Genomic DNA, 12370 nt, shown 5'->3' with positions numbered 1-12370 from the left:
TGCATTCCAGATCAGGTCGCCACGGTGCCGTGCCAATGGCGGACCGGCAGTGGCGTAGGTCCCGGCAAAGCCAGGGTGCGTTTCTCGGCGGTGAACAGGCAGGCCGCGCGCAACGGGGCAAGACTGCCCCGGGTAGGGGCGCGGTCGCGCCACATCGGGCCCAACCAGGCCAGGTCCTCACAGACCAGCCCGGCCTGTTCCAGGGTGTGCCGCAGCCGCTGCGGGGTGCGCACCACCAGCCCATGCCGACGCCATTGGCGGCGGAACGGGCTGAACGGATTGAGCGTGGACAGCCACAACCGCCCGCCCGGCATCAGCACCCGCTCGCACTCGCCGATCAGGGCTTCTGCATCGCGGGCGGTGACATGCTGCAGCACGATCGCATTGACGCTCTCGTTGGGCAGCGGCAGCGGCAGCGCGCAGGTGGCATCGCCGGCATAGCCGCCCCCCTGCCGGTACAGGCGCAGGCCACGCCCCGGCAGTGCTGCAGCAGGCAGCCAGGCCGGGGTCGGCGCGATCCACAGCCAGGGGGTCACCGGGTGCGCCGACAGCAACGGCTGCAGGCGCTCGAACTCCAGCTGGCACAGCGCCTGCGCCGGTTCAGTATCAAACCAGGATGCGACTGACGCTTGACGGGGGCTCGGCGTGGCGGGCATGGTCCAATTCTATGCGACTGACCGCCCTACCCGCATTTGCGGACAACTACATCTGGGCGCTGATCGCCGACGACGGCCGTGCCATCGTCATCGACCCCGGCCAGGCCGACCCGGTCCTGGCTGCGGCAGCGCAGCAGGGATGGCAGCCGCACAGCGTGCTGCTCACCCACCACCATGACGATCACATCGACGGCGTAGCTGCGCTGCAGGCCCGTTTTCCGGGGCTGGCGGTGTATGCACCGGACGATCCGCGCATTCCCATCGCCACCCACCGGGTGGCCGAAGGTGAACGCATTCAGGCATTGGGGCTGGGGATCGACGTAGTATCCGTGCCCGGACACACCCGGTCCCATGTTGCGTTTCACACCGCTGAACATCTTTTCAGCGGAGACGCACTGTTCAGCCTGGGCTGTGGACGCATGTTCGAAGGTACGCCGTCCCAGCTTCTTGCATCCCTGCACAAGCTGGCGTCCCTGCCGCCGCACCTGCTGTTGTGCTGCGGACACGAATACACCGTGTCAAATGCCGTCTTCGCGCGGCATGTCGACCCCACCAACGTTGCCGTAAGGCAGCGCCATGAGGAGGCCCTGGCCATGCGCCGCGATGAACGCCCCACGTTGCCGGTGACCCTGGCCAGCGAGCTGGAATGCAACCCGTTCCTGCGTACCCATACCCCTGCGATCCGTGCTGCCGTCAGCGCGCACCTGGATCGTCCCGTCACCGATGAAGTCGATGTGCTCGCAGGTCTGCGAGGCTGGAAAGACGGATTCCGTACATGAGTCGGCGATGGTTGCCGCTCGCGTTCGGCCTGGCCATCGCCGTGGCCGGCAACGCGGGCGCCCAGTCGTTGAGTGCCGGCATGTCGCAGAACGTGGCCGGGCTGTCGCAGCTGCCGCTGGATCCAGCCGCATTGCCGCCGGCGTCGGTGCGCAATGGGCAGGAGATCTTCGCCAGCTTCCGTGATGGCCTGGCCGAACCCACCTGCAATGCCGAGGCCACCAGCCCGCGCTGGCAGAAGCAGTTCGCCCATGCGCCCTCGCGGCTGGCCAACCAGGACGATGATGCGCTGGTGCTGTTCGGCTATGTGGTTGAAGAGCTGCGCAAGGCCGACCTGCCCACCGAGTTCGCCTTGATCCCGTTCGTGGAAAGCGGCTATCGGCCCAATGCCCGCAATGGCAGTGGCCCGGCCGGGCTGTGGCAGTTCATCGCCACCACCGCGCGCAACCACCGGGTGCAGATGAACGCCGGTTACGACGGCCGGTTGTCGGCGGTGGATTCCACCCAGGCCGCGGTGCGTTACCTCAAGACCCTGCACGGCATGTTCGCCGGCGACTGGCGGCTGGCCACCATGGCCTACAACGCGGGCGAGTACCGCGTGCTGCAGGCGCTGCGCAAGGGCGGCATGAACGCCCAGAACGCACGCCCGGCCGAACTGCCGGGGCTGTCGCCGATCACCTATGCCTACGTCGAGAAGCTGCATGCCCTGGCCTGCGTGCTCGAGAACGCTGAAACCAAGCCGGGCGTGATGGCCTCGCTGGACCGCACCGTACCGGTACTCAAGGGCCACCCCCTGCCGGCCGGCACCAGCGTCCAGCAGTGGGCCGCACAGCGCTCGCTGGACCCGGCACGGATCGCCCGCCTGAATCCGGCCCTGGCCAGCGGCAAGGGCCGCCCGACCGGGCAGGCCACCGTGCTGGCCCCGGCCGCGCATGCGCCGGTCGATGCCAGTGCCGCCATGATGGCCACGGTGGCCGCCGTGGATGCCCCGGCCAAGGCGGAGGTCACCCCGGCTCCCAAGGCCAGCACGCCGACGTCCAGCGCCTCGCGCGCGGTCGCCAGCAGCGCTGACCGTCCGCGCAGCCGCCGCCACACCGTGCGCGATGGCGAATCGGCCTGGACCATCGCCCGCCGCTACGGCATGCCGCTCAAGGCCCTGCTGTCGCTCAATGGGCTCAGCGGCAGCAGCGTGCTCAAGCCCGGCGCGGTATTGCGGGTAGAGGACTAACGGCCACGCCGGGCAGCGCCCGGCCTGTGCAGACCGCCCTGATCGATGCCCGGCCCTGCCGGGCATCGTCGTATCCGGGCCCTGAAACGCAGAAGGCCCGGCAATGCCGGGCCTTCTACTGCAACCGTCGGGATCCACGCCTGGCGTGGACCCCGCACCGGATTCCCGGTTAGAGGTTGGCCTCTTCGGTCTGCACCTTGTAGTGCTTGCGCATGGCTTCGATGTAGGCCTTGGCCGCGGCCATGCCGTCGATCTGGTCCAGCTGGTCCTTGAAGGCCTTCTTCTGCTCCGGCTGGATCTCGGCCAGGTTGCCCGGGCTGACCTTGGTCACCGCGAACACCAGGTAGCGACCCTGCAGGGCAACCTTGCCGTAGCTGGGCTTGCCTTCGGCCGGCACCGGCGCGCCAAACACCGCCTTGTTGATTTCCGGGGTCGGCACCGGCTGGGTGCGCGGCAGGCCCGGCAGCGGGCTGATCTGCAGCTTCTCGCTGACGGCGAGCGCCTGCAGCGTCTGGCCGCCCTTGAGCTTGGCCAGCAGCGCATCGGCGGCCTTCTCGGACGCCTGGCGGTTGCGGTCGGTACGGATCGCGGCGATCACCTGCTCGCGGGCCTTGTCCAACGGCAGCGCCTGTTCCGGGCTGTGATCGGTCACGCGGATCATCACGCTGTGGTTCGGTGCGATCTCGATCGGGTCACTGACAGTGCCATCCTGGGTCAGCACGTCGGAGAACGCCGCACGCAGCACCGCCGGATTGGCGGCGATGCCGCTTGCGGTGGCGCGGGTGAACGGCCCCAGGGTCTGCACCGGCAGGCCGATGTCCTTGGCCGGGCCTTCCAGCGAGGTCGGGTTCTTGTAGACCAGGTCGACCAGGCGACCGCTCAGGTCGGTGAAGGCACGCTCGTTGTCGGCCTTGAGCTGCTCGGCGGCCAGCTGGTCGCGCACGTCTTCGAACGCACGGCCCTCGCCGCCCTTCTGCTCGCGCAGCAGCAGCACGTGGTAACCGAAGTCGGTCTTGACCGGGCCGGTCACTTCACCGGCCTTCATGGCGAACAGCGCGTCTTCGAACGGCTTGACCATGGCACCGCGCTCGACCCAACCCAGGTCGCCGCCATTGCCCTTGGAACCGGGATCTTCCGAGTTGGCCTTGGCCAGCGCGGCGAAGTCGGCACCGGGTGCCTTGGCTTCGGCGGCAATGCGCGTGGCCTTCTCTTCGGCGGCCTTGAGCTTGGCCGGATCGCTGCCATCGGCGGCGATCAGGATGTGCGAGGCCAGGCGCTGTTCCGGCGTGGCGAACCGCGCCTTCTCTTCGGCATAGCGCTTGCGCAGGGTCGCTTCATCGGCTGCGGTCGCCGGCGGCAGGGTGGCGCCGTTGACTTCCACGTACTCCAGCGACACCGTTTCCGGCTGGCGGAAATCCTTGGTGTGGCCGTCGTACCACTGCTTGATCTGCGCGTCGGTTACCGCGGCGGTATCGGCCGGCAGTTCCGCCATCGCCGCCAGTTCCACGTCGCGGGTTTCGCCGAGCAGCTTCAACAGACGCTCGGTCTCGGCCTGGGTGACGAAGCCCGAGCCCTGCAGCGCCGACGGAATCACCGACTGCTGGATGCTCTCGCGCACCAGCGCCTCGAACTGGGTCGGGGTGCGCGGCGGATTGCCGCTGGCCAGGGCGATGCGGTACTGGTTGTCATTGAACTTGCCATCGGCGCCGATGAACGCCGGAATCGCGGCGATGTATTCGCGCACGGCGTTGTCGCCGATCACGATGCCGGACTGTTCGCCGGCCAGGCGCACGACCTGCTCGTCGACCATCTGGTCGAGCACGGCCAGCTTGTTCTCGGTGCTCTCGAACTCGCGCGGATCGAAGTCCTCGCCCTTCTCGGTGCGTGCCTGCTGGCGCGCCTGCTCGAAGCGGACGCGGAAGTCCTGCGAGCTGATCTCATGGTGCTGCCACAGGAACGACATCGGCCACCATGACGGTGCCGAGCGCCACCACGTCGGCGGCGCTGCCACCTTGGCCACGTTCTGCGAACCAACGCCACCCAGGTAGCTGTTGTCGATCACGAACAGGAACGGAATCATCAGCAGCCCCAGGATCACGGTGACGATCCAGCCTGAGGTCTTGTCGCGAAGTTTCTGCAGCATGGGAAAAATCAAGGCCTGATTGGCGAGCCCGGCAGTGTAACCCGCTTCGCGCCCGGCTCCAAAAGCGGCGGCGACAACCTTGATCGCCCAGAGCAGGTGACCGCACGGCAGCGACGTCGTGTTCGACCCGGCTACGGACCCGCCGCCCCGGATCGCGGGCAAAAGAAAAGCCCCTGGTTTGCACCAGGGGCCTTCAAGAATTGGCGGAGCGGACGGGACTCGAACCCGCGACCTCCGGCGTGACAGGCCAGCATTCTAACCAGCTGAACTACCGCTCCGCGCTTGAAACTTTGCAGGCGCTCATCATATCCGAAGATACCCAGAAAACCCACCCCGAATTACTACTTTTCGAGGATTTTTTTGAAACTGGCGGAGCGGACGGGACTCGAACCCGCGACCTCCGGCGTGACAGGCCAGCATTCTAACCAGCTGAACTACCGCTCCGCATTTAACTCTTTCAGCCAACCAACGGTCGGCTCTACGTCTGTCTTCCCTGCAACTTGCGTCGCTGGAGAAAACAAGGCCCCCGATCGCTCAGGGGCCTCGTTGAAACTGGCGGAGCGGACGGGACTCGAACCCGCGACCTCCGGCGTGACAGGCCAGCATTCTAACCAGCTGAACTACCGCTCCACATTTCAAACTTTTACTGGCGGTGCTGTGGTGGGTGCTGAGGGTTTCGAACCCCCGACCCTCTCCGTGTAAAGGAGACGCTCTACCGCTGAGCTAAGCACCCCAGCAAGCCGCTTAGTTTACGGCATCCTTCAGGGCTTTGCCAGCCTTGAACGACGGATTGTTCGATGCAGCGATCTTGATGGTGTCGCCGGTCTTCGGGTTGCGGCCGGTGCGGGCAGCACGCGCGCGAACCTGGAACGTACCGAAGCCCACCAGCGTCACTGCGTCACCGCCCTTCAGGGCCTTGGTGATGGACGCGATGACGGCGTCGACGGCACGGTTGGACTCGGCCTTGGTCAGGTCGGCGGCTTCGGCAACGGCGTCGATCAATTCGGTCTTGTTCATTCTGTACAGCTCCTTTGGCGGGGATTCCGCATATTCGACAGTGAAGCATCCGACCCAGAGTGCGGCCGGATGCCAGTGAAGTTCTCATTTCGCCGACGTCAGTAGCGTGCTGACTCGCGAGTGCTGCTTTTATACCAGCGCACCCCTACCCGCGCAAGCTGAAAAGCCAATAACGACGCGGGTTTCGGGCATTTCGACAGCACGCGTCAATGCTTGACGCGCGCGTTCGAAGCTGTCTTGCTCTTGCCACGCACTGTGACGCGCGCCCCATCCTTCTTGGCCTTCTTCGGGGTCAGCGGTGTCTCAAGGGCCAGGTCCAGCACCTCTTCGATCCACTTCACCGGCACGATCTTCAGATCGCGGGTGACATTGGCCGGGATGTCGGCCAGATCCTTGCGGTTCTCTTCGGGGATGATGACCGTGGTGATGCCGCCACGCAGCGCCGCCAGCAGCTTCTCCTTCAACCCGCCGATCGCGGTGACGCGGCCGCGCAGGGTGATCTCGCCGGTCATGGCCACTTCGGCGCGGATCGGCACCTTGGTCAGCGTGGACACCAGCGAGGTCACCATCGCGATGCCGGCGCTGGGGCCGTCCTTCGGGGTGGAGCCATCGGGCACGTGCACATGCACGTCGTGCTTCTGCAGGAACTCGCTGTCGATACCCAGGCCGACCGCGCGCGAACGCACCACCGACAGTGCCGCCGACGCCGATTCCTTCATCACGTTGCCGAGCTGGCCGGTCAGGATCAGCTGGCCCTTGCCCGGTACCAGGGTCGATTCGATCTGCAGCAGGTCGCCGCCCACTTCCGTCCAGGCCAGGCCGGTGACCAGGCCGATCTCGTTCTGCTCTTCGGCACGGCCGAAGTCGACCCGGCGCACGCCCAGGTACTTGTCCAGGTTCTTGCCGTTGACCAGCACCAGCGGCTTCTTCTTCGCACTGGTCTTCTTGGCGGCCTTGGCCGGCTTGGCCGCGGCGACCGGACCGGCCAGCGCGATCTCCTTGACCACCTTGCGGCAGATCTTGGCGACTTCGCGCTCGAGGTTGCGCACGCCCGATTCGCGCGTGTAGTAGCGCACGATGTCCTGGATGGCGTCGCCGGCGATCTCCAGTTCCTCCGGCTTCAGGCCGTTGGCCTTGATCTGCTTGGGCACCAGGTAGCGCATGGCGATGTTGAGCTTCTCATCCTCGGTGTAGCCGGGGATGCGGATCACTTCCATGCGGTCCAGCAGCGGCCCGGGGATGTTGAGCGAGTTGGAGGTCGCCACGAACATCACTTCGGACAGGTCCAGGTCCACTTCCAGGTAGTGGTCGTTGAAGGCGTTGTTCTGCTCGGGGTCGAGCACTTCCAGCAGCGCCGAGGACGGATCGCCACGGAAGTCCATCGACATCTTGTCGATCTCATCAAGCACGAACAGCGCGTTCTTGCTGCCCACCTTGTTGAGGTTCTGCACGATGCGGCCCGGCATCGAGCCGACGTAGGTACGACGATGGCCACGGATCTCGGCCTCGTCGCGCACGCCACCCAGGCTCATGCGCACGAACTTGCGGTTGGTCGCCTTGGCGATCGACTGGCCAAGCGAGGTCTTGCCCACGCCAGGCGGGCCGACCAGGCACAGGATCGGGCCCTTCATCTGCTTCACGCGCGTCTGCACCGCGAGGTATTCCAGGATGCGGTCCTTGACCTTGTCCAGGCCGAAGTGATCGGCATCCAAGGTGTCCTGCGCGGCCTTGAGGTCCTTGCGCACCTTGGTGCGCTTCTTCCACGGCACGCCCAGCAGCCAGTCCAGGTAGTTGCGCACCACCGCGGCCTCGGCCGACATCGGCGACATCTGCTTGAGCTTGTTGAGCTCTGACTTGGCCTTGGTCTCCACCGGCTTGGGCATGCCCGCCTCGGCGATCTTGCGCGCCAGCTCGTCCAGCTCGCCCGGCGCGTCATCCAGGTCGCCCAGTTCCTTCTGGATGGCCTTCATCTGTTCGTTGAGGTAGTACTCGCGCTGGCTCTTTTCCATCTGCGACTTCACGCGGCCGCGGATGCGCTTTTCCATCTGCTGCACGTCGATCTCGCCGTCGACCAGGCCGACCAGCATTTCCAGGCGGTCGCCGATCTGCAGGGTTTCCAGCAGGCGCTGCTTGTCGGCCAGGCGCACGCTGATGTGCGCGGCGATGGTGTCGGCCAGGCGCGCCGGCTCATCGATGCCGGCCAGGGTCTGCAGCAGCTCCGGCGGCAGCTTGCGGTTGGTCTTGACGTACTGCTCGAACAGCGACATCAGCGAACGGGCGATCGCCTCGATTTCACGCGGTTCGCGCGACTCGTCCGATTCGATTTCGCTGGCAATGCCGTGCAGCGCGCCGTCGCGCTCGGTGACCTGGGTGACGTTGACGCGCGACAGGCCTTCGACCAGCACCTTGATGGTGCCATCGGGCAGCTTCAGCAGCTGCAGCACGGTGGCCAGCGTGCCGACCTGGTAGAGGTCGGCCGCGGTCGGGTCATCGGTCTCGGCCGACTTCTGTGCCAGCAGCAGGATGCGCTTGTCCGCCGCCATCGCCTGCTCCAGCGCATGCATGGACTTGTCGCGGCCGACGAACAGCGGAATGACCATGTGCGGGAACACCACCACGTCACGCAGCGGCAGTACCGGCAGGTCGAGAGTCTCAGTTGGGGAACGGGCCATGTGGGCTCCAGTGGAACAGTGGGGATGGCCTCCGGGCGGCCTCGCCCGGATACAAAAAAAGCCGATGGCCTCGTTATGGGGCCATCGGCTTCTAGATGCAAGCTGTTCTGAAAAACCTCTATCAATTCAAATGCTTGAACTGATTATTCAGCGCCTGCCGCCTTCTGTTCAGGTGCCGGCGGGGTCTGGTAGATCAGGTACGGCTCGGACTTGTGTTCGATCACCGATTCATCCACCACCACCTTGCTGACGTTCTCCGCCGAAGGCAGGTCGTACATGGTGTCCAGCAGCACCGATTCGACGATGGTACGCAGGCCACGGGCACCGGTCTTGCGCTTTAGCGCCTTGCGGGCAATGGCCGCCAACGCGTCCGGGCGGAACTCCAGCTCGACGTGCTCCATCTCGAACAGCTTCTTGAACTGCTTGGTGATGGCGTTCTTCGGCTCGGTCAGGATCCGGATCAGCGCTGCTTCATCCAGCTCTTCCAGGGTGGCCACGACCGGCAGACGACCGACGAACTCGGGAATCAGGCCGAACTTGATCAGGTCTTCCGGCTCGACTTCCGCCAGCACCTTGCCGATTTCCTGCTTGCGCTCGGAGCTCTTCACCTTGGCGCCGAAACCGATGCCGCCGGAATCGTTGGACCGCTGCTGGATCACCTTGTCCAGCCCGGCAAACGCGCCGCCGCAGATGAACAGGATGTTCTTGGTGTCCACCTGCAGGAATTCCTGCTGCGGATGCTTGCGGCCGCCCTGCGGCGGAACGCTGGCCACGGTGCCTTCGATCAGCTTCAACAGGGCCTGCTGCACGCCTTCGCCGGACACATCGCGGGTGATCGACGGGTTCTCGCTCTTACGCGAGATCTTGTCGATTTCATCGATGTAGACGATGCCCTGCTGTGCCTTCTCGACGTCGTAGTCGCACTTCTGCAGCAGCTTCTGGATGATGTTCTCCACGTCCTCGCCCACGTAACCGGCTTCGGTCAGCGTGGTGGCGTCGGCCATGGTGAACGGCACGTTGAGCAGGCGGGCCAGGGTTTCAGCCAGCAGCGTCTTGCCCGAACCGGTCGGACCGACCAGCAGGATGTTCGACTTCGCCAGTTCGACCTCGTCGTTCTTCTGACGGCTCTCGATGCGCTTGTAATGGTTGTACACGGCCACGGCCAGGGTCCGCTTGGCGCGGTTCTGCCCGATCACGTACTGGTCCAGGACCTCGAGGATCTCGCGCGGCTTGGGCAGCGAACTGCGTGCCGACTGCGCCTTTTCCTCAAGCTCTTCACGGATGATGTCGTTGCACAGCTCGACGCATTCATCACAGATGAACACGCTCGGACCCGCAATCAGCTTGCGCACCTCATGCTGGCTCTTTCCACAGAAAGAGCAGTAGAGGATCTTGCCGGTGTCCGTGGAACGACCTTGGCGGTCTTCGCTCATGCTTCGCTTACCCAGTTACCCCACCCGCTGAACGGGGGTTCGATTCGAGAATAGCACAGGGTCGGAAGGACACCAGTCCTGCCCGACCCCGCGGAAACAGGCCGGTTTCCCGGCCTGGCGGTGTCATCACGCCGGGGTGATCGACTCTTCCGGACGGCGTTCCAGCACCTGGTCGACCAGCCCGTAGGCGACCGCATCGGCGGCGCTCTTGAAGTTGTCGCGCTCGGTATCGCGCGCGATGGTCTCCAGCGACTGGCCGGTGTGCTTGGCCAGCACTTCGTTCAGGCGCGAACGCAGGGTCAGGATTTCACGGGCATGGATGTCGATGTCCGAGGCCTGGCCCTGGAAGCCGCCCAGCGGCTGGTGGATCATCACGCGCGAGTTCGGCAGCGCATAACGCTTGCCGGCGGCGCCGGATGCCAGCAGCAGGGCGCCCATCGAGGCGGCCTGGCCGACGCAGATGGTGCTCACGTCCGGCTTGATGTACTGCATGGTGTCGTAGATCGCCATACCGGCGGTGACCACGCCACCGGGCGAGTTGATGTAGATGCTGATGTCCTTTTCCGGGTTGTCCGCTTCCAGGAACAGCAGCTGCGCCACCACCACGTTGGCCATGTGATCGTCGATCGGGCCAACCAGGAAGATCAGGCGCTCCTTCAACAGGCGCGAATAGATGTCATAGGCGCGCTCGCCACGGCTGGTCTGCTCGACCACCATGGGAACCATGTTCAGGGATGTGGTTCGGTTGTCCATTTCTGAGGCACCTATTTGGGGGGAAACAACCCCGCGCCAAGGCGCGGGGCGTAAAACACCGTCCGCTTACTGGCGGATGGCGTCCTGGAACGACAGCGGCTGTTCGGTGTGCTGGGCGCGCTCGGCGATCCAGTCGATCACCTGCTCTTCCATCACGCGGTTCTGCAGCCCACTCATCAACTGGGGGTCATTGCGGTACATCTCAATGACCTGCTCCGGCTCTTCATAGGTGGAGGCAATCAGACGCATGGTTTCATTCAGGCGCTTCGGGTCCAGGCGCAGGTCGTTCTTGCGCGCCACTTCACCGACCAGAAGACCGACCAGCACGCGCTTGCCCGCAGCGTCCTTGAAGCCTTCGTGGGCATCGGCCGGGATCTCGCCCGGGTTGCGGCCGCTGCGGCGGATCTGCTCGACCTGCTGGGCCAGCATGGCGCGGGCTTCGTTCTCGACCAGACGCGGCGGCAGTTCGACCGAGGCGTAGGCGGCAATCAGCTGCTCGCCCACTTCGCGGCGCAGGCGGTTCATCAGCGCGCCCTTCAGTTCACGCTCCAGGTTGGCGCGGATGTCCTTGCGGAACTGCTCCTCATCGCCACCCTTCACGCCGAAGCTCTTGATGAACTCGGCATCCACGTCCGGCAGCACCGGCGCGGACACGTCGACCGCCTTGACGGTGACCTTGACCTGCTTGCCCGCCAGCGCCGGCACGCGCCAGTCGGCCGGGAACTCGACGTCCAGGGTCTTTTCCTCACCCTTGGCCAGGCCGACCAGGCCCTGTTCGATCTGCTCGAACATCATGCCCTGGCCCACCACCACGCTGCCCTTCTCGGTGCCTTCGGCCGGCAGGCGCTCGTCACCGGCCTGCGACCAGGTTTCCAGCGCGACCAGATCGCCGTCCTGCGCACCGCGCTCGACCGGGCTCCAGCTGCGACGCTGTTCGCGCAGGTTGGTGATCATCTGGTCGATGTCGGCATCGGTGATGTCGGCGGTGTGGCGGATCACGGTCAGCGCGCTGACGTCGACGTCGCCGAAGTCCGGGATCAGCTCGACGGTGGCGACGAAGGAGAACTCGCCTTCTTCACCCTTGTCGATGCGCGGGGTGCCGGCGATGCGCAGCTCGTGCTCGCGCAGGGCGGCATCGAAGGTTTCGCGCAGCAGGCCGTCAACGGCTTCGCTGCGGACCTGCTGGCCGAAACGCTGCTCGATCACCTTGGCCGGGATCTTGCCCGGGCGGAAGCCCTTGATGCGCGCGGTGCGGGCGATTTCGCCCAGGCGGCCGCTGATGTGCGTCTGCAGGCGCTCTTCCGGCAGCGAGAAGGTCAGGCGGCGTTCCAGGTTGCCGGTGGATTCGATCGAAGCTTGCATGTTGACTCCTGCCACCGGCGGCAACGCCCCCGGCTCGATGTGATGGATAAAACGGGTTTTGGACGCGGGGTCGTTGACGCGCTTGCCCGCCGCAGCCCTGTAGTTTCGCCGATTCCGGCCAGCGCCGCCAGCACGGTGCCGGGAACGTCACGGGCGTGCCCGTGCCCAGCATGTGGCCGTCTCCCCGCTGGGGGACGTGCCCATGGTCATGGTTGCGGCCCACGGCCGCCAATCTGGTGCGAAAGGGGGGACTCGAACCCCCACGCCTTGCGGCACTGGAACCTAAATCCAGGGCGTCTACCAATTCCGCCACTTTCGCGAGCCGTTGC

At 65.4% G+C, this 12370-nt stretch carries 9 protein-coding genes and 5 tRNA genes; 2 read left to right on the top strand and 12 right to left on the bottom strand.

Going from position 1 to position 12370, the window contains the following annotated elements; genetic code table 11:
• Nucleotides 1-11: 11 nt before the first annotated feature.
• Nucleotides 12-656 carry a TRM11 family methyltransferase gene (locus tag AC3IPM_RS04490; RefSeq protein ID WP_489302728.1) on the bottom strand — a complete coding sequence of 215 codons (645 nt, stop codon included), beginning with the start codon at nt 654-656 and terminating at the stop codon, nt 12-14.
• A gap of 11 nt (nt 657-667) precedes the next feature.
• On the opposite strand from AC3IPM_RS04490, the gene gloB reads away from it, so the two are divergent.
• A complete protein-coding gene (gloB, locus tag AC3IPM_RS04485; RefSeq protein WP_489302726.1) occupies nt 668-1435 on the top strand; it encodes a hydroxyacylglutathione hydrolase in 768 nt (255 codons plus the stop codon).
• Nucleotides 1432-2661 (top strand): lytic transglycosylase domain-containing protein, encoded by a 1230-nt coding sequence (locus AC3IPM_RS04480; RefSeq protein ID WP_489302725.1) that lies wholly within the window; start codon nt 1432-1434, stop codon nt 2659-2661. Before gloB ends, AC3IPM_RS04480 begins: the two co-directional genes overlap by 4 nt.
• A 169-nt stretch (nt 2662-2830) precedes the next feature.
• Here the strand turns inward: AC3IPM_RS04480 and AC3IPM_RS04475 are convergent, their stop codons facing one another.
• The 11 genes from AC3IPM_RS04475 to AC3IPM_RS04425 form a co-directional block, all read right to left on the bottom strand.
• Nucleotides 2831-4804, bottom strand: a complete 1974-nt coding sequence (locus AC3IPM_RS04475) for a peptidyl-prolyl cis-trans isomerase (protein ID WP_489302724.1) — start codon at nt 4802-4804, stop codon at nt 2831-2833.
• 201 nt (nt 4805-5005) lie between these two features.
• Nucleotides 5006-5082 (bottom strand) — tRNA-Asp (locus AC3IPM_RS04470).
• A gap of 89 nt (nt 5083-5171) precedes the next feature.
• Nucleotides 5172-5248, bottom strand: a tRNA-Asp gene (locus AC3IPM_RS04465).
• 109 nt (nt 5249-5357) lie between these two features.
• Nucleotides 5358-5434, bottom strand: a tRNA-Asp gene (locus tag AC3IPM_RS04460).
• Between the two features lie 28 nt (nt 5435-5462).
• Nucleotides 5463-5537: transfer RNA gene (locus AC3IPM_RS04455), tRNA-Val, on the bottom strand.
• 11 nt (nt 5538-5548) lie between these two features.
• Nucleotides 5549-5821: an HU family DNA-binding protein gene (locus AC3IPM_RS04450; protein WP_038690141.1), complete on the bottom strand. Its 273-nt coding sequence runs from the start codon at nt 5819-5821 to the stop codon at nt 5549-5551.
• A gap of 206 nt (nt 5822-6027) precedes the next feature.
• Nucleotides 6028-8493 carry an endopeptidase La gene (lon, locus tag AC3IPM_RS04445; protein ID WP_489302723.1) on the bottom strand — a complete coding sequence of 822 codons (2466 nt, stop codon included), beginning with the start codon at nt 8491-8493 and terminating at the stop codon, nt 6028-6030.
• A gap of 143 nt (nt 8494-8636) precedes the next feature.
• Nucleotides 8637-9926, bottom strand: coding sequence for an ATP-dependent Clp protease ATP-binding subunit ClpX (gene clpX / locus AC3IPM_RS04440; RefSeq protein WP_489302722.1), 1290 nt, complete (start codon nt 9924-9926; stop codon nt 8637-8639).
• 126 nt (nt 9927-10052) lie between these two features.
• Nucleotides 10053-10679 carry an ATP-dependent Clp endopeptidase proteolytic subunit ClpP gene (gene clpP, locus AC3IPM_RS04435; RefSeq protein ID WP_489302721.1) on the bottom strand — a complete coding sequence of 209 codons (627 nt, stop codon included), beginning with the start codon at nt 10677-10679 and terminating at the stop codon, nt 10053-10055.
• 66 nt (nt 10680-10745) lie between these two features.
• A complete protein-coding gene (tig, locus tag AC3IPM_RS04430) occupies nt 10746-12041 on the bottom strand; it encodes a trigger factor (protein WP_489302720.1) in 1296 nt (431 codons plus the stop codon).
• A 234-nt stretch (nt 12042-12275) separates the two neighbouring features.
• Nucleotides 12276-12360: transfer RNA gene (locus tag AC3IPM_RS04425), tRNA-Leu, on the bottom strand.
• Nucleotides 12361-12370 lie beyond the last annotated feature (10 nt).

Source organism: Stenotrophomonas sp. GL_111, from assembly GCF_057835245.1.
Note: the sequence above shows the minus strand (reverse complement) of the source record. Positions and strands in the feature narration are given on the sequence as shown.

Bases quoted from the DNA above. Each gene is read 5' to 3' on its own strand.
- AC3IPM_RS04475 (WP_489302724.1), bottom strand. From the start codon at position 4,804: ATGCTGCAGAAACTTCGCGACAAGACCTCAGGCTGGATCGTCACCGTG.
- AC3IPM_RS04480 (WP_489302725.1), top strand. From the start codon at position 1,432: ATGAGTCGGCGATGGTTGCCGCTCGCGTTCGGCCTGGCCATCGCCGTG.
- clpP (WP_489302721.1), bottom strand. From the start codon at position 10,679: ATGGACAACCGAACCACATCCCTGAACATGGTTCCCATGGTGGTCGAG.
- AC3IPM_RS04490 (WP_489302728.1), bottom strand. From the start codon at position 656: ATGCCCGCCACGCCGAGCCCCCGTCAAGCGTCAGTCGCATCCTGGTTT.
- gloB (WP_489302726.1), top strand. From the start codon at position 668: ATGCGACTGACCGCCCTACCCGCATTTGCGGACAACTACATCTGGGCG.
- lon (WP_489302723.1), bottom strand. From the start codon at position 8,493: ATGGCCCGTTCCCCAACTGAGACTCTCGACCTGCCGGTACTGCCGCTG.
- tig (WP_489302720.1), bottom strand. From the start codon at position 12,041: ATGCAAGCTTCGATCGAATCCACCGGCAACCTGGAACGCCGCCTGACC.
- AC3IPM_RS04450 (WP_038690141.1), bottom strand. From the start codon at position 5,821: ATGAACAAGACCGAATTGATCGACGCCGTTGCCGAAGCCGCCGACCTG.
- clpX (WP_489302722.1), bottom strand. From the start codon at position 9,926: ATGAGCGAAGACCGCCAAGGTCGTTCCACGGACACCGGCAAGATCCTC.